General features: G+C 67.1%; 15 protein-coding genes. 10 read left to right on the top strand and 5 right to left on the bottom strand.

Annotation, left to right across the window (positions count from 1 at the left end; all coding sequences use genetic code 11):
• The first annotated feature begins 395 nt into the window (after positions 1 to 395).
• From carA to ACSQ3Y_RS24750, 4 genes are all read left to right on the top strand, one after another.
• Positions 396 to 1,568, top strand: coding sequence for a glutamine-hydrolyzing carbamoyl-phosphate synthase small subunit (gene carA, locus ACSQ3Y_RS24765; protein WP_057269609.1), 1,173 nt, complete (start codon positions 396 to 398; stop codon positions 1,566 to 1,568).
• A 21-nt stretch (positions 1,569 to 1,589) separates the two neighbouring features.
• Positions 1,590 to 2,006 carry a hypothetical protein gene (locus tag ACSQ3Y_RS24760; protein WP_436179192.1) on the top strand — a complete coding sequence of 139 codons (417 nt, stop codon included), beginning with the start codon at positions 1,590 to 1,592 and terminating at the stop codon, positions 2,004 to 2,006.
• A 10-nt stretch (positions 2,007 to 2,016) separates the two neighbouring features.
• Entirely contained in the window at positions 2,017 to 5,265 is a 3,249-nt protein-coding gene (carB, locus tag ACSQ3Y_RS24755) for a carbamoyl-phosphate synthase large subunit (RefSeq protein ID WP_427999892.1), read from the top strand.
• A gap of 131 nt (positions 5,266 to 5,396) precedes the next feature.
• A complete protein-coding gene (locus ACSQ3Y_RS24750; RefSeq protein WP_436179191.1) occupies positions 5,397 to 6,362 on the top strand; it encodes a helix-turn-helix domain-containing protein in 966 nt (321 codons plus the stop codon).
• A 75-nt stretch (positions 6,363 to 6,437) separates the two neighbouring features.
• Here ACSQ3Y_RS24750 and ACSQ3Y_RS24745 read toward each other — a convergent pair whose 3' ends face one another.
• Entirely contained in the window at positions 6,438 to 8,666 is a 2,229-nt protein-coding gene (locus ACSQ3Y_RS24745) for an EAL domain-containing protein (protein WP_057205637.1), read from the bottom strand.
• 283 nt (positions 8,667 to 8,949) lie between these two features.
• Here ACSQ3Y_RS24745 and ACSQ3Y_RS24740 point away from each other — a divergent pair, with 283 nt between their 5' ends.
• The 5 genes from ACSQ3Y_RS24740 to ACSQ3Y_RS24720 all read left to right on the top strand — a co-directional run bounded on the left by ACSQ3Y_RS24740 (position 8,950) and on the right by ACSQ3Y_RS24720 (position 14,469).
• Positions 8,950 to 9,795 (top strand): GNAT family N-acetyltransferase, encoded by an 846-nt coding sequence (locus ACSQ3Y_RS24740; protein WP_057205639.1) that lies wholly within the window; start codon positions 8,950 to 8,952, stop codon positions 9,793 to 9,795.
• Entirely contained in the window at positions 9,795 to 10,673 is an 879-nt protein-coding gene (locus ACSQ3Y_RS24735; protein WP_057205641.1) for a UDP-2,3-diacylglucosamine diphosphatase, read from the top strand. The genes ACSQ3Y_RS24740 and ACSQ3Y_RS24735 overlap by 1 nt, the downstream gene beginning before the upstream one ends.
• Complete coding sequence (locus ACSQ3Y_RS24730) at positions 10,670 to 11,761, top strand: glycosyltransferase family 4 protein (protein WP_057269605.1); 1,092 nt, start codon at positions 10,670 to 10,672, stop codon at positions 11,759 to 11,761. The genes ACSQ3Y_RS24735 and ACSQ3Y_RS24730 overlap by 4 nt, the downstream gene beginning before the upstream one ends.
• Positions 11,762 to 11,941: 180 nt before the next feature.
• Positions 11,942 to 14,005, top strand: a complete 2,064-nt coding sequence (gene ppk1 / locus ACSQ3Y_RS24725) for a polyphosphate kinase 1 (RefSeq protein WP_436180169.1) — start codon at positions 11,942 to 11,944, stop codon at positions 14,003 to 14,005.
• Entirely contained in the window at positions 14,005 to 14,469 is a 465-nt protein-coding gene (locus ACSQ3Y_RS24720; protein WP_436179190.1) for a SixA phosphatase family protein, read from the top strand. The genes ppk1 and ACSQ3Y_RS24720 overlap by 1 nt, the downstream gene beginning before the upstream one ends.
• Before the next feature lie 54 nt (positions 14,470 to 14,523).
• Here ACSQ3Y_RS24720 and ACSQ3Y_RS24715 read toward each other — a convergent pair whose 3' ends face one another.
• The 4 genes from ACSQ3Y_RS24715 to ACSQ3Y_RS24700 all read right to left on the bottom strand — a co-directional run bounded on the left by ACSQ3Y_RS24715 (position 14,524) and on the right by ACSQ3Y_RS24700 (position 18,391).
• Positions 14,524 to 15,087 (bottom strand): hypothetical protein, encoded by a 564-nt coding sequence (locus ACSQ3Y_RS24715; RefSeq protein ID WP_436179189.1) that lies wholly within the window; start codon positions 15,085 to 15,087, stop codon positions 14,524 to 14,526.
• A 52-nt stretch (positions 15,088 to 15,139) separates the two neighbouring features.
• On the bottom strand, positions 15,140 to 16,621 hold the full coding sequence (locus ACSQ3Y_RS24710) for a Ppx/GppA phosphatase family protein (RefSeq protein ID WP_057205650.1): 1,482 nt from the start codon (positions 16,619 to 16,621) through the stop codon (positions 15,140 to 15,142).
• A 70-nt stretch (positions 16,622 to 16,691) separates the two neighbouring features.
• Complete coding sequence (locus ACSQ3Y_RS24705; protein ID WP_436179188.1) at positions 16,692 to 17,882, bottom strand: ABC transporter substrate-binding protein; 1,191 nt, start codon at positions 17,880 to 17,882, stop codon at positions 16,692 to 16,694.
• A gap of 17 nt (positions 17,883 to 17,899) precedes the next feature.
• The gene (locus ACSQ3Y_RS24700; protein ID WP_305746633.1) at positions 17,900 to 18,391 is read right to left on the bottom strand and encodes a fasciclin domain-containing protein; all 492 of its coding nucleotides are present in this window, start codon (positions 18,389 to 18,391) and stop codon (positions 17,900 to 17,902) included.
• Between the two features lie 193 nt (positions 18,392 to 18,584).
• Between ACSQ3Y_RS24700 and pstS the strand changes: the two genes are divergently transcribed.
• The gene (pstS, locus tag ACSQ3Y_RS24695) at positions 18,585 to 19,625 is read left to right on the top strand and encodes a phosphate ABC transporter substrate-binding protein PstS (protein WP_057205655.1); all 1,041 of its coding nucleotides are present in this window, start codon (positions 18,585 to 18,587) and stop codon (positions 19,623 to 19,625) included.
• Positions 19,626 to 19,674 lie beyond the last annotated feature (49 nt).

The following is a 19,674-nucleotide window of genomic DNA, read 5'->3' as shown; positions in this document are numbered from 1 at the left end:
CTGGCCGGTCCTGCCTGCTGCGGCGCGAAGTTGTGTCGGTTCGTGAAAAGCTTCTCGGTTGCGCCGCGGCGGTGGGGTGGTAGCAGTCCGAGGCGGGTCCTGCTCTGTCACAAGGCGCTGGAATCGTCGCTGCTTGTTACAATCAAGTTTGCTATACAAACAATAGCGAACGAGAAAGGGCACGCCGCCGTGCCGCCGTGGCCGCGGAGCACTTCAGCAGCGGCAGTGGAGGGGAATGTACCGGGCTGGCACGGAAAGATGGGCCTCTCAGGCTACAATTGGAGGCTTTCCCGCAAACACGTCGCCCGGCCGCACTCAAAGCAAACCTCCCACAAACAGCAGTCCCAGGATCACTTCCTGCGACTCCGGGCGACCGTAACCATTCGGAGAACCCAGTGCTTTTGTCTCTCAAGGGAACCTTCCCGCCCGCCATCCTGGCGCTCGCAGACGGCACGGTCTTTATCGGCAATTCGATCGGTGCCACCGGCACCACCGTCGGCGAAGTGGTGTTCAACACCTCCATCACCGGCTACCAGGAAATCCTTACCGACCCGAGCTACTGCCAGCAGATCGTCACCCTGACGTATCCGCACATCGGCAACTACGGCGTCAGCCCCGAGGATATCGAAGCCGACAAGGTCCATGCCGCAGGCCTGATCATCAAGGATCTGCCGCTCATTGCCAGCAACTTCCGCTCCACCGAGACGCTGTCCCAGTACCTCGTGCGCGAGCGCACCGTCGCCATCTCCAACATCGACACCCGCAAGCTCACCCGCCTGCTGCGCGAAAAGGGCGCCCAGAACGGCGCCATTGTCGGCCTGGCCGAAGGCCAGGAAGTGACGCAGGCGCTGATCGACCAGGCGCTGGCAGCTGCCAAGGCCGCGCCCAACATGGCCGGGCTGGACCTGGCCAAGGTGGTGTCGACCCAGGCTGCCTACGAGTGGACCGAGACCGAATGGGTGCTGGGCAAGGGCTACGGCACGCTCGAAGCACCGCAGTTCCATGTGGTGGCCTACGACTACGGCGTGAAGAAGAACATCCTGCGCATGCTCGCGCAGCGCGGCTGCAAGGTCACCGTGGTGCCGGCGCAGACGCCCGCAGCCGACGTGCTGGCCATGAAGCCCGATGGCGTGTTCCTCTCCAACGGCCCTGGCGACCCGCAGCCTTGCGACTACGCCATCGAGGCCACGCGCACTATCGTCGAAAGCGGTATGCCCACTTTCGGCATCTGCCTGGGCCACCAGATCATGGCCCTGGCCGCTGGCGCCAAGACCTTCAAGATGACGCACAGCCACCACGGTGCCAACCACCCCGTGAAGGACCTGGATACGGGCCGCGTGAGCATCACCAGCCAGAACCACGGTTTTGCGGTGGAGATGGATTCGCTGCCCGCCAACCTGCGCGCCACGCACGTCAGCCTGTTCGACGGCACGCTGCAGGGCCTGGTGCACAAGGACAAGCCGGCGTTCTGCTTCCAGGGCCACCCCGAGGCATCGCCCGGCCCGCACGACATCGCCTACCTGTTCGACCGCTTCACCGACGCGATGCGCAGCGCGCGCACCCAGTAAGCACAACGAAGGAATCGCGCCATGAAACTCTTCAGCTTCCCCGCCGCCTCGCTCGAAAAAGCCATCCACAAGCGTGTGCTGACCCTGCCGTCGCCGCACCGCGAATGGTTTACCGAACGCTGGTCGCAAAAGCCCTACAAGAAGTCCTTCATCGAGAACAAGGCCATGCCGCTGGTCACGCTGGTGGCCAAGGGCAAGACCTGGGACGACGAAACCTTCGCCGAAGCCATGGCCGAGTGGGACGTGACGTTTTATGACGCAGAGACCGAAGTGCTGCTTCCCCTGGTGCAGGGCGATGGCCTGCTGCAGCTGATGCAGAAGAACCTGCCGCCCGAGCGCGCGCAGGCGCTCATCGCCAGGCTGAAGGTGCGGCGCGACGCCGCAGCCCCCGCCACTGCGCCCACCAGCCCCCAGGCAGCCGAACCCACGATCGACTGATCGACGCAACATGCCAAAACGTACAGACATCAAAAGCATTCTCATCATCGGCGCTGGCCCGATCATCATCGGCCAGGCCTGCGAGTTCGACTACTCCGGCGTGCAGGCCTGCAAGGCCCTGCGCGAAGAGGGCTACAAGGTCATCCTGATCAACAGCAACCCCGCGACGATCATGACCGACCCGGCCACGGCCGACGTGACCTACATCGAGCCCATCACCTGGCAGACGGTCGAGAAGATCATCGCCAAGGAGCGCCCCGACGCCATCCTGCCGACCATGGGTGGCCAGACGGCGCTCAACTGCGCCCTGGACCTGTGGCACCACGGCGTGCTCGACAAGTACAAGGTCGAGCTCATCGGCGCCACGCCCGAGGCCATCGACAAGGCCGAAGACCGCCTGAAGTTCAAGGACGCGATGACCAAGATCGGCCTGGGCTCGGCGCGCTCGGGCATCGCCCACAGCATGGAAGAGGCCTGGGGCGTGCAAAAGCAGGTGGGCTTCCCCACCGTGATCCGCCCCAGCTTCACGCTGGGCGGCACGGGCGGCGGCATCGCCTACAACCCCGAAGAGTTCGAGACCATCTGCAAGCGCGGCCTGGAAGCCTCGCCCACCAACGAGCTCTTGATCGAAGAGTCGCTGCTCGGCTGGAAAGAGTACGAGATGGAAGTGGTTCGCGACAAGGCGGACAACTGCATCATCATCTGCTCCATCGAGAACCTGGACCCGATGGGCGTGCACACCGGCGACTCGATCACCGTGGCCCCGGCGCAGACGCTGACCGACAAGGAATACCAGATCATGCGCAACGCCTCGCTGGCGGTGCTGCGCGAGATCGGTGTGGACACGGGCGGCTCCAACGTGCAGTTCTCGATCAACCCCGAAGACGGCCGCATGGTCGTGATCGAGATGAACCCGCGCGTTTCGCGCTCCTCGGCACTGGCCTCCAAGGCCACGGGTTTCCCCATCGCCAAGGTCGCTGCCAAGCTGGCCGTGGGCTACACGCTCGACGAGCTGCGCAACGAGATCACGGGCGGCGTCACGCCGGCCTCGTTCGAACCGTCCATCGATTACGTGGTCACCAAGATCCCGCGTTTCGCGTTCGAGAAGTTCCCGACCGCCGACAGCCGCCTGACCACGCAGATGAAGTCCGTGGGCGAGGTCATGGCCATGGGCCGCACCTTCCAGGAATCCTTCCAGAAGGCCCTGCGCGGCCTGGAAGTCGGCGTGGACGGCATGAACGAGAAGACCCAGGACCGCGAAGTGCTCGAAAAGGAGCTGGGCGAGCCTGGTCCCGAGCGCATCTGGTATGTGGGCGATGCCTTCGCCATGGGCCTGTCGGTGGACGAAGTTTTCGAGCTGACCAAGATCGACCGCTGGTTCCTGGTGCAGATCGAGCAGATCGTGAAGATCGAACTCGACATCGACAAGCTGGCCGCTGAAAAGGGCGAGGGCGCCCTGGCGGCGTTGGACGCGCCCACGCTGCGCACGCTCAAGCAAAAGGGCTTCTCCGACCGCCGCCTGGCCAAGCTGCTCAAGACCACTGAGAAGGCCGTGCGCGAAGCGCGCCGTGCGCTCAATGTGCGCCCCGTCTACAAGCGCGTGGACACCTGCGCCGCCGAGTTCGCCACCAACACCGCCTACCTGTACTCCACGTACGAAGACGAGTGCGAAGCCGAGCCGACGAACAACAAGAAGATCATGGTGCTCGGCGGCGGCCCCAACCGCATCGGTCAGGGCATCGAGTTCGACTACTGCTGCGTGCACGCGGCGCTGGCGATGCGCGAGGACGGCTACGAGACCATCATGGTCAACTGCAATCCCGAGACTGTCTCCACCGACTACGACACCTCCGACCGCCTGTACTTCGAACCCGTGACGCTCGAAGACGTGCTGGAGATCGTGGACAAGGAAAAGCCGGTCGGCGTGATCGTGCAGTACGGCGGCCAGACGCCCCTGAAGCTGGCCCTGGGCCTGGAAGCCGAAGGCGTGCCGATCATCGGCACCAGCCCCGACATGATCGATGCTGCCGAAGACCGCGAGCGCTTCCAGAAGCTGTTGGGTCAACTGGGCCTGCGCCAGCCGCCCAACGCCACGGCCCGCACCGAACCCGAGGCCCTGGAAAAGGCTGCCGCCCTGGGCTACCCCCTGGTGGTGCGCCCCAGCTACGTGCTGGGTGGCCGTGCGATGGAAATCGTGCACGAGCAGCGCGACCTGGAGCGCTACATGCGCGAAGCCGTCAAGGTGAGCAATGACTCGCCCGTGCTGCTGGACCGCTTCCTGAGCAACGCCATCGAGTGCGACGTGGACTGCGTGCGCGACTCCGCAGGCGTCACCTTCATCGGCGGCGTGATGGAACACATCGAGCAGGCCGGCGTGCACAGCGGCGACTCCGCCTGCTCGCTGCCCCCGTACTACCTGTCGCAGCCGACCATCGACGAGATCAAGCGCCAGACCGCTGCCATGGCCGAAGGCCTGAGCGTGGTGGGCCTGATGAACGTGCAGTTCGCCATCCAGGAAGTCGACGGCAAGGACGTGATCTATGTGCTCGAAGTGAACCCCCGCGCCTCGCGCACGGTGCCCTTCGTGAGCAAGGCCACCGGCATCCAGTTGGCCAAGGTGGCCGCGCGCTGCATGGCCGGCCAGACGCTGGCCTCGCAGGGCATCACCAAGGAAGTGACGCCGCCGTACTTCAGCGTGAAGGAGGCCGTGTTCCCCTTCGTGAAGTTCCCCGGCGTGGACACCATCCTCGGCCCCGAGATGAAGTCCACCGGCGAAGTCATGGGCGTGGGCAAGACCTTCGGCGAAGCCTTCGTGAAGAGCCAGCTCGGCGCGGGCACCAAGCTGCCCACCTCGGGCAAGGTGTTCCTCACCGTGAAGAATGCCGACAAGCCGCGCGCCGTCGACATCGCACGCCAGCTCGTGGCCCTGGGCTTCGAGCTCGTGGCCACCAAGGGCACGGCAGCGGCCATCGAAGCGGCCGGCGTGCCGGTCAAGGTGGTCAACAAGGTGACCGAAGGCCGCCCGCACATCGTGGACATGATCAAGAACAACGAGATCGTGATGGTCATCAACACCGTGGAAGAGCGCCGCAACGCGATCGCCGATTCACGCGCCATCCGCACCTCGTCGCTGCTGGCCCGGGTGACCACCTTCACCACCATCTTCGGCGCCGAAGCGGCCGTGGAAGGCATGAAGTACCTGGACAACCTGGACGTGTACTCGGTGCAGGAGCTGCACGCGCAGTTGGCTGCCGCCTGATCCGGCGCCGGCAACGGCCCCAAGGCCCCGTGAAGCGCAGCCCTGGCTGCCTCCACGGGGCTTTTTCATGGCGCAGCGGGGGCGGGCAAGCCCTGTTGCCTGCCCGTGGCGCTTGCCGTTAGATTGGCGCCATGCCCGCAGTCCATGCTCCTGCCACGTCGCCCTTGCGCCAGTGGACGACCGATGGGGTCGCGCCCGCGGCGCGCCTGGACTACTGGGTGGGCGCCATCTGCGAGGCCTTTCTGGAGATGGGCTGCAGCTCGCGCGAGGCCCCTGTGTTTGGCGGGGTGCTGCAGAGCCTGGCGGTGCAGGCCCTGTCGGTCAACCAGGTACGCGCCTCCACGCAGGACGTGTACCGCACGCCAGCGGGCATTGCACGCAGCCGTAACCTGCCGTTCTACCTGATCGCCCAGGCAGAGAGCGCGTGGCATGTGCGCCAGGACGGGCAGGTGGCCCACCTGCGCCCGGGCGACGTGGTGCTGCTGGACTCGGCGCGGCCCTACGAGCTGCATTTTCCCGAAGGCGTGGGCTGCGTCTCGCTGCAGCTGCCGCGCGCCTGGGTGGGCCAATGGCTGGCCCAGGCAGAGGCGCGGGGGCCCCGCGTGGCCTGGCGCGACCAGGGCTGGGGCCAGAGCCTCGGAGCCCTGGCCGTGCAGCTTGCGCGCGACCCGGCCTCGGCCCAGGCCTTGCCGCCCGCGCTGCTGTCGGACCACCTGGGTGCCTTGCTGTGTGCTGCGCTGGAGCCGCCTGCGGCGCCGGCGGCCTCAGCGGGCCAGGGCCTGCATGCCCACCTGTGCGCACTGCTGCGGGGGCGCGTCGACCAGCCCGGCGTATCGGCCCAGGCCCTTGCGCAGGAGGCTGGCGTCTCCCCGCGCACGCTGCACCGCGCGTTTGCGGCGCAGGGCGGCACCTTCGCGGGCACGCTGCGCCAGTTGCGCCTGGTGCGCGCGGCGCAGCTGCTGCGCCGGCCCCAGCTGGCGCATGTGGCGGTGGCCGAGATCGGGCGGCGCTGCGGCTTTGCCGATGCATCGCACTTTGCGCGCGTTTTTCAGCAGGCCATGGGGGTGCCGCCCGCGCAGTGGCGGCGTGGCGGTTGATGCGGACTTGCCTGCACCCGGCCAGGTGTCTGCGCCCTTCATTCTGACCTGCCCCAAAGCGCGGCAGGGGGCGTCTCACGCGGGCATGTACTGGCGCAGGAACAGTTCCAGCTCGTCGGCCGGCAGCGGCCGGCTGAACAGGTAGCCCTGGGCCTCGTCGCAGCCCTGCTCGCGCAGGAAGGCCAGTTGTTCCGGTGTCTCCACACCCTCGGCCGTGGTGCGCATGCCCAGGGCCTGGGCCATGCGGATGATGGCGCTGACGATGGCGCGGTCGTTGCCGTCATCGCCCAGGTCGCGCACGAAGGATTGGTCGATCTTGAGCTTGAAGATCTGAAAGCGCTTGAGCTGGCTCAGGGATGAGTAGCCGGTGCCGAAGTCGTCCATGGACATGCGCACCCCGCGCGAATGCAGGCTGTCCATGGTGGCCACGGCCGAATGCGGGTCGTCCACCGCCACGCCCTCGGTCAGCTCCAGCTCCAGGCAGTCGGGGGGCAGTTCGAAGATGGTCAGGATGCGGCTCACCAGTTCGGGCAGCTGCGGCTGGCGGAACTGGATGGCCGACAGGTTGACCGCCATGGTCAGCGCGGGAAAGCCGTTCTCGTGCCAGTCCTTGAGCTGCGTGAGCGCGGTGCGCAGCACCCACTCGCCGATCTGCAGGATCTGGCCGCTGTCCTCGGCGATGGGGATGAACTCGGTGGGTGTGATGCTGCCCATCTGTGGGTGGTCCCAGCGGAGCAGGGCCTCCACGCTGTGCACCTGGCCCGTGGCCAGGTGGATCTGGGGCTGGTAGTGCAGGTGCAGCTGACCACGCTCGAGCGCTCGGCGCAGGGCATTCTCGATCTGCAGGGCGCGCACCGACTGGGCCTGCATCTCGGGCGTGAAGAAGCGGAAGGTGTTGCGCCCGTCGAGCTTGGCGCGGTACATCGCCACGTCGGCCGACTGGGTCAGTGTGTCGAAATCGCTGCCGTCCTGCGGGAACAGGGCGATGCCCATGGACGGCGCCATGGTCAGCTCGTGGTGGTCGATCTGGTAGTGCTGGCGCGAGGCCTCCTGCAGCTTGCCGGCCACGCGCGCGGCCCCATGGGCGTTGGCGCCCGGCAGCAGCAGGATGAACTCGTCGCCGCCCAGGCGCGAGACGGTGTCCTTGTCGCGCACCACGGCGCGCAGGCGCTTGGCGATCTCCACCAGCAGGGCATCGCCCACGCGGTGGCCCAGAGAGTCGTTGACGTGCTTGAAATGGTCCAGGTCCAGGAAGATCAGCGCCAGCGGCGTATGGCCCTCCTGCGCCACGCGGATGGCCTCCTGGGCCCGCTCGGACAGCAGGGCGCGGTTGGGCAGGCCGGTCAGCGGGTCGTAGTGGGCCAGCCAGTAGATACGGTCCTGGTCGGCCTTGCGGTCGCTGATCTCGCGGTGCAGGTTGTCCACCGTGTCGCGCAGTTCGCGCGTGCGGTCCTGGACCTGCTGCTCCAGCTCCTCGTGCACGCGTGCCAGCGCCTCCTGGGCCTGCTTGCGCTCGGAGATGTCCATGGTGATCCAGATCGATCCCTGGTCCGGGTCGTCGGGGTCGATGAACTTGGCGCGCACCTCGCAGGTGAGCGGTGTGCCGTCCCTGCGGCACAGCACCACTTCGCCCTCGTACGACTGGCCGGCCGCGAGCACCGGGTAGCAGCGGTGGCCGACTTCCTCCCAGTCCTCGTCGCTGGCATACCAGCGGCGCGACGGGCTGCCCGCCAGTTCGCCGGGGCCATAGCCCAGCATGTGCTCGAAGTGGCGGTTGCAGCGGGTCAGGTGCCGGTCGCGCAGGAACACGATGCCCACCATGGCCTGGTCGAACAGCACCTGCTTTTCGCGCACAGCAGCGCTCAGCAGGGCCTGGGCCTGTTTGTGCTCGTCGATATCGTCGAGGATCCAGATCGACCCCTCGCTGGTGTCGGCCGGGTTGATCAGCCGGCCCGTGAGGCTGCCCCAGAACAGCCGCCCGTTGCGCCGGCGCATCTGGCGTTCCACGCGGTAGGCCTGGCCCTTGGCAAGCACGGGGTAGGCTTCGCGCCCCAGTGCACGGAAGGCATCGCGGTCGGGGTAGAAGGCCTCGCTGCTCAGGCCCGCCAGGCGCTGCGCCGACTCGTAGCCGAAGATCTCGGCATAGCGCTGGTTGCAGCGCACCACCACGCGCTGGCGGATGAACACGATGCCCACGCCCGCGCTCTCCAGCAGCATCTGCTGCTCGCGCAGCGTGCGCTCCAAAGACGCGTCGGAAGAGTCCCCAGACGGCAGGCGTTCTGGGGCAATGGACAGCAAGGACATGGCGGCCGGACCCGGAGGGAGAGGCGCGATGCCCCAAAAAAATGTTCCAAAGTGTAGCAGCCCAGGCTTACAGCGGTAACCGCTCGGTAACCGGCCCCTGCCTGTGCCGCAAGGGGGGGCTTCGGTCACCCACCGGCATGCCGTGCCCCTCTGTCACGGCGTTGACATCGCACGGACATGCAGGCGTCACCTGCGGCTTTCAAACTCCATCGCATTGAAGCACACCACCCGGTGATCCGGGGCACCAGCGGCCATGGGGCCGCCCTGTACGAAGGAGTTGACCATGAGCGATTTGCCCAACCCCGCCCTGCCGCTGCTCCCTGCTGCTCCGTCCAGAGGGGCAATCCACCGCCCTGGCGCTGCAGTGGGCGCGGTCGCAGCAGTGGCTGGCACCCCCGTGCGTGGCGCTGTGGAGGTCTCGTGGGCACGGCACCTCGACGAGGTCCGCCAGGCGCAGAAACTCAGGTACGACGTGTTTGCCGAGGAGATGGGCGCTCGATTGACGACCCCCGTTCCCGGCCACGACGTGGACCTGTTCGACGACTACTGTGAGCACCTGCTGGTGCGGGACACGGCCACCCAGCAGGTGATTGGCACCTACCGGGTTCTGACCCCCGCCCAGGCACGCCGCGTGGGCAGCACCTACAGCGACACCGAATTCGACCTGACCCGCCTGCGCACCCTGCGCCCGCGCATGGTGGAACTGGGCCGCAGCTGCGTGCACCCCGAGCACCGCCATGGCGGCGTGATCATGGCGCTGTGGAGCGCGCTGGCCGACTTCATGGTGCGCAACCAGCTCGACACCATGATCGGCTGCGCCAGCATCCCCATGCTGCACAACGGCGTGATCAGCGGCGATGCGGCCGCCAGCATCTGGAACCAGGTGCGCCAGACGCACCTGGCCCCCATCGAATACCACGTGCTGCCGCGCCTGCCGCTGCCCATCGAGAAGCTCGATGGCTCGGTCTTCGTGGAACCACCGGCCCTGATCAAGGGCTACCTGCGCCTGGGTGCGCGGGTGCTGGGCGCCCCTGCATGGGACCCGGACTTCAACACCGCAGACCTGCCCATGCTGATGCGCCTGGCAGACCTGCATCCCCGCTACCGCAAGCACTTCCTGGGGGCCTGATGCGCGCCGCGTTCGACGCGCTCGGCGACTGGACTGCGCACGTGGGAGGTGGGCAGGACACTGCTGCCGACGCCGACGACGCGCATCCACCCGGCCACCGCCACCTGCGCGCGGTGTTCATCTCCGACCTGCACCTGGGCACGCCCGGCTGCCAGGCCGAAGGCCTGCTCGACTTTCTCAAGCACCACCCGAGCGATCACCTTTACCTGGTGGGCGACATCGTGGACGGCTGGCAGCTGCGGCGCCGCTGGTTCTGGCCCCAGGCCCACAACGATGTGGTGCAAAAGCTGCTGCGCCGGGCGCGCAAGGGCTGCCGCGTGGTGTTCGTGCCCGGCAACCACGATGAATTCGCCCGCGCCTTCGTCGGCCATTCGTTCGGCGGCATCGAGGTGGCCGAGGACACGGTGCACACCACGGCCGATGGCCGCACCCTGTGGGTGACGCATGGCGACTACTTCGACGGCGTGATCCAGTGTGCCAAGTGGCTGGCTTACGTGGGTGACAACCTGTATGAGTTCACGCTCAAGCTCAACCGGCACCTGAACACCCTGCGCGCACGCATGGGGCTGCCGTACTGGTCGCTCTCGGCCTACCTCAAGGGCAAGGTCAAGACGGCACTGAACTACGTGACGGACTTCGAGGTGGCCGTGGCCGCCGAGGCCCGCCGCCGTGGCCACGATGGCGTGGTGTGCGGCCATATCCACCGCGCCGAGATGCGCGAGATCGACGGCACCCTGTACTGCAACGACGGCGACTGGGTGGAAAGCCACACCGCGCTGGTCGAGCACATGGATGGCCGCCTGGAGCTGGTCCAGTGGCACACCGTGCCCGGCCACCAGACCAGCACGCAAACCCGCAGCAGCGAGATGGCCGTATGAAAATCGCCTTGTTGTCCGACGCCTGGGCCCCGCAGATCAATGGCGTGGTCACCACGCTGGTGGAGCTGGTGCGCCACATGGAGAGTGCCGGGCACCAGGTGCACGTGATCCAGCCGGGCATGTTCAAGACGCGCCCCTGCCCGGGCTACCCGGGGATCGACCTGGCCATCCGGCCCGGGCGCGAGATAGAGCGCATCCTGGACGAACTGCAGCCCGACGCCATCCACCTGGCGACCGAAGGCCCCATCGGTTGGGCCGGGCGCCGCTACTGCCTGCGCAGGAAGCTGGCCTTCACCACCGCCTTCCACACCCGCTTTCCCGAGATCCTGCAAGCGGCTTTGCGGATTCCGCTCTCGCTGGGCTATGCGCTGTTCCGGCATTTTCACCGCCCCTCGTCGGGTGTGATGGTGCCCACGGTGGGGGTTTTGAAGATGCTGGAACGGCGAGGCTTTCGCAACCTCAGGCAATGGACGCACGGGGTGGACACCACGGCCTTCCCCTACCAGGGCGAGGTCACACCGCACCCGCTGGTGGGCGCGCTGGCCCACCCGGTGGCCCTGTACGTGGGGCGCGTCTCGTACGAGAAGAACATCGAAGCCTTCCTGCAGCTGGACATGCCGGGCAGCAAGGTGATCTGCGGCGTGGGCCCGCTGGAAGAGCGGCTCAAGGCGCGCTACCCGCAGGCGCGCTGGCTGGGCATTCTGGACCGCGCCGCCCTGGCGGGCGTGTACGCGGCAGCCGACGTGTTCGTGTTTCCCAGCCGCTCGGAGACCTTTGGCCTGGTGATGCTGGAGGCCATGGCCTGCGGCACGCCCGTGGCCGCCTACTTCGAGGACGGCCCGATGGAGGTGCTCGGCGCCCATGCCGGTGGGCAGGCACGCGGCGGCGTGCTGGACACCGACCTGATGGCCGCCGCCCAGAACGCGCTGGCCGTGCCGCGCCACGAGGCGCGCAACCGGGCACTGGAGTTCACCTGGGCGCATGCAGCCCGGCTGTTCCAGCAATTCCTGGTTCCAGCCCGTCCGCGCGGAGATGACGATGCGGTTTCTGTCACAAAAACTGTCACATCACTGTCATCTGGCCGTTAAATACTGCAGGCACCTGCCTCCCGTGGCTTTCGAGTGTCCATGCCTTCCTTCTCCTCCAGAAAACCCGTGATTCCGCAATGTGACAGCCCCGATGACCGCCAGGATGCCGCCCCCGCTGCGGCAACCGAGCCCGCGCCCCCGCCTGCAGCGGTGGTACCTGCTGCCGTGCCCGGGGCTCCCATGTTCCTGGACCGGGACCACAGCATCCTGGGTTTCAATGAGCGTGTCTTCGACTGGGCGGTGCGCACCGACGTTCCGCTGCTGGAGCGCCTGCGCTACCTGTGCATCGTCTCGTCCAACCTCGATGAGTTCTTCGAGGTGCGCGCCGCCGCGCACCTGACCGCTGCCAAGAGCGGCGAGGGCAAAGGGGTCTATACCGCAGCCTCTTTCGTGGCGCTGGCGTCCAAGGCCCATGACCTGGTGGCGCGCCAGTACTCGCTGTACAACGACTCCCTGGTGCCGGAGTTCGCCCGGCACGGCATCCGCATCGTCTCGCACGGGGACCGCTCGTCCGCGCAACGGACCTGGGTGCATGAGTACTTCATGCGCGAGGTGCGCCCGCTGCTGATTCCCGTGGGGCTCGATCCCGCCCACCCGTTTCCGCAGGTGGCCAACAAGTCGCTCAACTTCATCGTGCGGCTGCACGGGCACGATGCTTTCGGCCGCAAGAACGAGGTGGCCATCGTCAAGGTGCCGCGCGCGCTGCCGCGCCTGGTGCGCATGCCGCCGCGCCTGGCCGCCAAGGGCGAATCGCTGTTCGTGAGCCTGTCGAGCATCATCCGGGCGCACCTGGCGGACCTGTTTCCCGGGCGCGAGGTCACGGAGTTCTCGCAGTTCCGCGTGACGCGCCATTCCGATCTGGCGCTCGACGAGGAAGACGTGCGCAACCTGCGCACCGCCCTGCGCCAGGGCCTGCAGCACCGCCACTACGGCCAGGCCGTGCGGCTGGAGGTTTCGGCCGGGTGCTCGCAGTTCCTCTCGCGCTTTCTGCTCGAACAGTTCGACCTGCCAGAGCCTGCGCTGTACCGCGTGCACGGCCCCGTGAACCTGGTGCGCCTGACGCAACTGGTGGACCTGGTGAACGATCCCGCGCTGCTGTTCCCCGCCTGGCGCTCGGCCTGGCCGCGCCAGTTGGTGCCGGGGATCTCGATCATGGAGCAGTTGCAAAAGCGCGACGTGCTCATGCACCAGCCGTTCGAGAGCTTCGACGGGCTGCTGGCCTTTCTGCGCGAGGCGGTGAACGACCCCCAGGTGCTGGTCATCAAGCAGACCATCTACCGCACGGGTGCTGACTCCGAGCTCATGGACCTGCTGACCGAGGCCGTGCGCCGCGGCAAGGAGGTCATGGCGGTGGTGGAACTCAAGGCACGCTTCGATGAAGAGGCCAACATCAACTGGGCCGAAGCGCTCGAATCCATCGGTGCGCAGGTGGTGTACGGCGTGGTGGGCCTCAAGACGCATGCCAAGATGCTGCTGGTGACGCGCCGCGAGGGGCGCCAGTTGCGCCGCTACGGCCACCTGTCGACCGGCAACTACAACGTGCGCACCGCGCGTCTGTACACCGACCTGAGCTACCTCACGGCCGACGAGGACACCACGGCCGACATGGACGGCGTGTTCAACCACCTGGCCAGCCAGAACCGGCCGCCCAAGTTGCGCAAGCTGCTGCTCGCGCCCTTTCACCTGCAGCGCCGCATGATCGAGAAGATCGAGCAGGTGGGCCTGGCCGCCAGCCGTGGCGAAGATGCGCGCATCGTCGCCAAGATGAACGCGCTGACGGACGAGGCGCTGATCCGTGCCCTGATCCTGGCGGGCCAGCGCGGTGCCAGCATCGACCTGATCGTGCGCGGCGCCTGCATGCTCGCGGCCCAGGTGCCTGGCGTGACCGACAACATCCGCGTGCGCTCGGTGATCGGGCGCTTTCTGGAGCACACGCGGGTCTTCTACTTCCGCGCTGGCGCCGAGGAAGACCTGTACCTGTCGAGTGCCGACTGGATGAACCGCAACATGATGCGCCGCGTGGAGCTGGCCTGGCCCGTGACCGAGCCTCGCCTGCGCCGCCAGATCGTCGACGAATGCCTGGTGGCCTACCTGCACGATGACCGCGATGCATGGACGCTCAACCCCGACGGCACCTATGCCAGGGCGCCCCATCCCGAAGACGGGCAGGGCGCGCAGGCGGCGCTCATGGTGCGCTACGGACCGCCTGCGCCGGTGGCGCGGGTGGAGCAGCAAGGAACGTGATGATGGATTTGATCCTGTGGCGCCATGCCGAGGCCGAAGAGGCCCAGGACGGCTCGGACGACTTGGCCCGCGCGCTCACGCCACGGGGCGAAAAGCAGGCGGCGCGCATGGCCGCCTGGCTGGACCGCCAGTTGCCCGAGGGCCTGCGCGTGCTGGCCAGCCCATCCCGGCGCACCGAGCAGACAGCCGACGCGCTGGGCCGAAAGTTCAAGATGCGTGCCGAGCTGCTGCCCGGCGGCACTACGGAAGAGCTCCTGGAGCTGGCGCAGTGGCCGCGGGCGCGCGGTGCCGTGCTGATCGTGGGCCACCAGCCCGTGCTGGGCCAGACCATTGCGCAGTTGCTGGGCATGCAGGCGCCCGAATGCGCGGTGCGCAAGGGCGCCGTGTGGTGGCTGCGCCAGCGCCAGCGCATGGACGAAAGCCAGACGGTGCTGATGGCCGTGCAGTCGCCGGAGTTCGTCTGACACTGACGGCAGCACCTTCAGTTGCTACCACACAGCGGCCCTCGGGCCGCTTTCTTACTTGCGGCCGTTCTTGGCGGCAGGGGCCTCGGCCTTCGGGCGGCCGGTCTTGATCGAAGGCACGGCCTGCAGCGCGCTGCGCAGGGCGGTGTCGGACAAGGTGGTCAGCAGCTTCAGGCCGGCGCGCAGCAGTTCGCTCTTCTTGGCGGGCTGGGCCAGGGCGGCGGCACGCTGCTTGAGCGTCTCGACCACAGCGTACTCGTCCTTGGGGATGGTGAAGCTGTCGCGCACGAGCTTGGGCTTCTTGGCCTTGGTTTCCTTGGCGGGTACCACGGCTGCTGCGGGCTTGGTCGCAGGCTTGCTCACGGCGGGCGCTACAGTCTTGGGCTTGGCGGCGGCCTTGGCTGCGGGCTTTGCGGTGGCTGCAGGCTTGGCCGCGGGCGCCTTGGCGGCTGCCTTGGGGGCGGCAGGCTTGGCGGCCGCCGCCTTTTTGGGCGCCTTGGCGGGCTTGGACGCGGCGGTGCTTTTCACGGCGGCGGGTGCCTTGGCGGCGGAGGCCACGGCCGGGGTGGCTGCTGCGGTGGGAACGATGGGGGTGGTTGCTGGTGCGGTGGTGGTCATGACTTCAAAAAATAAAACGGTATAAACAGTTTATACCGTTTTTCTTTTCACGTCACGGCAGCTCTGCCACCAGCTCCCATGGGGTCTTCTGCCAGGCCAGCATTTCCTCGCGCAGCAGGTGGGCCGATTGCGGGTAGCCGGCTGCCCAGCCGCGGCGCGCCGCCAGCGCAAAGCGGTTGCCCTTGACCTGCAGTTGCAGGCCTTCGGTGTCCGGGTCGCGGCGCGCATGGCACAGGGCAACGGCCAGCCGCAGGCACAGCAGCTGCAGTGCAAAGCCTGCATCGGTGAGGTCCACCTCCACCAGCTTGCGCACCTTGCCGCGCTGGCCCAGCACCAGGATGCCCAGGCGGTGCAGCTCGGGCATGGCAAAGCCGGCGGCGTCGGTGTTGTCCAGGATGTAGGCGCCGTGGCGGTGGTAGTCGCTGTGCGAGATGCGGCAGCCGATCTCGTGCAGGCGCGCCGCCCAGTCGAGCTTGCGCGAGGCGCGCTCGCTGCCGGCCGGGGCCGCCTGGTCGAACAGCTGGCAGGCGATGCGGGCCACGCGCTCGGCATGCTCCATGTCCACGCCAAAGCGCTGCATGAGGCCGTTGACCGTGGTGCTGCGCAGGTCGGTGCCGGGCTGCTCGCGGTCCAGCAGGTCGTACAGCGCGCCCTGGCGCAGCGCGCCCTGGGCCACCTGCATCTGCTCGATGTGCAGCAGATCGAACACGGCGCGCAGCACGCTGATGCCGCCGCCGATCACGGCGCGGCGCTCGTCCTTCAAACCATCGAGCCGCACACGGTCGGCGCTCTGCGCGCGCAGCAGGCGTTCATGGAGCCAGTCGAGGCCTTCCCGCGTGATCAGGCCTTCGGGCCCACCTGCGGCGGTGAGGATGTCACCGACCGCGCCGGCCGTACCCGAGGACCCGTAGGCCACGTCCCAGCCATCGGGGCGGAAGGTGGCCAGGGCTTCGTCGAGCACGGCCTTGGCGGCGATCTCGGCGGCCATGAAAGCCTGGGGCGTGAACAGGCCGCCTGCAAAGTAGCGCGAGGACCAGGCCACGCTGCCCACGCGAAAGGAGGCGACAGCATGCGGTGTGAACTGCTGGCCCAGGATGAGTTCGGTGGAGCGCCCGCCGATGTCCACCACCAGGCGGCGCTCGTCGGATTGCGGCAGCAGGCGTGCCACGCCCTGGTAGATCAGGCGGGCCTCTTCGGGGCCCGAGACCACGTCGATGGGGTAGCCCAGCACCTGGCTGCCACGGGTGATGAATTCTTCGCGGTTGCGCGCTTCGCGCAAGGTCTGGGTGGCCACAGCGCGCACCTGCGTGCGCGAAAAGCCCGCCAGGCGCTCGCCGAAGCGGGCCAGGCAATCCCAGCCGCGCTGCATGGCCTCGGGGGTGAGGTTGCGGTTCTCGTCCAGGCCGTTGCCCTGGCGCACGGTTTCCTTGAGGTATTCGACGCGCTGGACATGGCCGTGCTCGTAGCGGCCGATTTCAAGGCGAAAGCTGTTGGATCCCAGATCCACAGCTGCGAGCAGTGTTCCGTTGTGCATGGTGGTGCGCGGGGTGCGCGTTTTTCCTTTCGGCCCAGCATAGCACCCGGGCCGGCGCGCAAGAGTGAGTTCAGCCAATGATGCGCCCGTTCGTGGTGAGCATGCTCTGCGTCACATAGGCATTGGTGCGCTGGCGCCCCTGGTAGCCGATGGCATAGCCGCCGATGTTCACGGCGGCGCGCTTTTGCAGGGCGGCCAGCATGCTGGCGCGGGTGACCGGGCCGGTGATGCCGCCCATCACCTCGGCGGTGTAGCGCGCGGCGATGTAGCCGGCCAGGCCCAGGGGGGAGGGGGGCTCGTCGTAGAAGCGCGCCAGGGCGTCGCGGTAGCTGCGCACCACGGGCAGGCTGGCGTTCACCATGGGCACGGCCTGGGTGACGATGACCGAGGCCTTGGCGGCCGTGGGGCCCATCTGGGCCAGCACCTGCAGGTTCACGTCGGCCAGGGCCACCACATAGCACTGGCGGCCCTGGGGCAGCGCGAGCTGGTCCAGGAACGAGAAAAGCTCGGGCGTGCCGCCGATGAACAGGATGATGGTCTGGTCCACGCGCGCTGCGGTGCCGGCCTTTGCGGCGCTGCCTGGTGGCGAAATGGTCTGCACCTTGAGCGACATCGATTGGGCCGCATGGGCCACCATGGCCTCGGATTGGCGCCGCACGACCGCATTGGCATAGGCCACGCCCACCGTCTGTACGCCCATGCTGGCCAGGTTCTTGATGGCGTGGGTGATCTGGGCTTCGTGCCCCGCGAACACGTCGAACACGGTGTCGCTGGCTCCGCTGGCCGTGGAGATGCCTGCCGTGTCATGCAGCCAGGGCGCCACGAAGGGCAGTGCGGCATCGCCGGGCGACTTGGCCTGCAAGGCGATGAGCCCGCTGGCCGCTGTGTTGCCCACGCAGCCCGACAGGGCGATGCAACTGGCCTGGCGCTGCGCGCTCTGCCAGGCGGACTGCAGGCTCGCGGGGGTGCCGTCGGTCTCCAGCGTCTGGTGCTGCACGGGGCGGCCATGCACGCCGCCCTTGGCATTGATCTCCTGCCAGGCGGTGCGCGAGCCAACGAGGAAGTCGCGGCTCACATCCTGCTGGTCCGCAGACAGGTCCGCCACCTGCGCCACCACATGGGGGCGGTCGGCATCCGCTTTTTTGGCGGATGGTTCCGTCCCCTGGGCCCAGACATTGCCTGTCAGGCCCATGGCCGCCACCCCTTGCAGCCAGTGGCGGCGCAGGACGCCGGTCTGGCCAGGGCGGGGTGTGCGGGTCATGTCGTGCGGCTGGCCGGTTACTTCTTGGGGGGCATCAGCACGGTGTCGACCACGTGTACGACACCGTTGGTGGCGATCACGTCGGCCTGCGTCACCATGGCTTCGTCCACCGTGACGAAAGCGCCAGCACGGGCCAGTGCCACGTTCGATCCATTCAGGGTCTTGGCATTGCCGGCCTTGGCCTCGGCGGCGGTCACGCGGCCTGCCACGATGTGGTGGTTGAGTACGGCCTTGAGCTGGGCGGGATTGGCCTGCAGTTCTGCCAGGGTCTTGGCGGGCACGGCCTTGAAGGCGTCGTCCGAGGGAGCGAACACGGTGTAGGGGCCGGCGGCCTTGAGCGTGTCGGTCAGGCCGGCCTGCACGGCCAGCTTGTTGAAGGTGCTCAGCGAAGGCGTCTTTGCAATCGTGCCGTCGAGGGTTGCGGGGGCAGAGCCCATGCTGGAGCAGCCGGCCAGGGTGGCGGCGGCAGCAAGGGCGAGAGCGGATTGCAGTGCGTAACGGCGGAACATGTGATTCTCCAGGTAGATAGCCGATTCATCTCGGTGGCGGGAGACTAAGCAGCTCCCGTGACAACTGGATGACACAAGAGGGCGGTCCTCCATGGAGAAGAGATGTGTGACAACCGGCCTGTGTGTCACGACAATGTCATATACGGACCCTAGAGTCGCCTCATCCCTACTCACTCATCCAAGAGGTGTCTTCATGAAAATGTCCGCGATTCGGGTTCTTGTTGCTGGTGTCGTCGCTGCTGGTGCGTTCTCTCAAGCCATGGCGCAGCAGGAAGCCACCGGTGCAGGTGCCAGCTTTCCGGCGCCTCTGTATTCCAAGTGGGCGGCCGATTACAACAAGGCCACCAACATCAAGATCAACTACCAGTCGGTGGGTTCGGGTGCCGGTCTGCGCCAGATCGAAGCCAAGACGGTCGACTTCGGTGCCTCGGATGCGCCCCTGAAGGACGAAGACCTGGCCAAAAAGGGCCTGGTGCAGTTCCCCACCGTGATCGGTGGTGTGGTGCCGGTGGTCAACATCAAGGGTATCGCTCCCGGCCAGATCCGCCTGAGTGGCCAAGTGCTGGGTGACATCTACCTGGGCAAGATCACCAAGTGGAACGACGCCGCCATCAAGGCGCTGAACCCCAGCCTGGCCCTGCCAGACGCTGCCATTGCCCCCGTGCGCCGCGCCGATGGCTCGGGCACCAGCTTCATCTTCACGAACTACCTGAGCAAGGTCAACGCCGAGTGGAAGTCCAAGGTCGGTGAAGGCACGGCCGTGAACTGGCCCACGGGTGCCGGCGGCAAGGGCAACGAAGGCGTGGCCGCTTTTGTGGGCCGCCTGCCCAACTCCATCGGTTATGTGGAGTACGCCTACGTCAAGCAGAACAAGATGACCTATGTGCAGATGCAGAACGCCGATGGCGCCTACGTCTCTCCTGACGACACGGCCTTCAAGGCCGCTGCTGCTGGCGCTGAATGGGCCAAGAGCTTCTACCAGATCCTGACCAACCAGCCTGGCAAGGATTCGTGGCCCATCACCGGCGCGACCTTCGTGCTGATGCAGAAATCGCAGGACAAGCCTGCCCAGGCCACCACCGCACTCAAGTTCTTCGACTGGGCCTATGCCCAGGGCGACAAGACCGCGATGGACCTGGACTACGTGCCCATGCCCGACAGCGTGAAGGCCATCATCCTCAAGTCGTGGGGTGACATCAAGGACACCTCTGGCAAAGCGGTAGCTTTCAAGTAATCTCACAGGGCCGGCGACACGCCGGCCTTTCGATTTCACTTCACTGAAT

Source organism: Acidovorax sp. LjRoot66, assembly GCF_964253305.1.
Taxonomy (GTDB): domain Bacteria; phylum Pseudomonadota; class Gammaproteobacteria; order Burkholderiales; family Burkholderiaceae_C; genus Acidovorax.
Note: the sequence above shows the minus strand (reverse complement) of the source record. Positions and strands in the feature narration are given on the sequence as shown.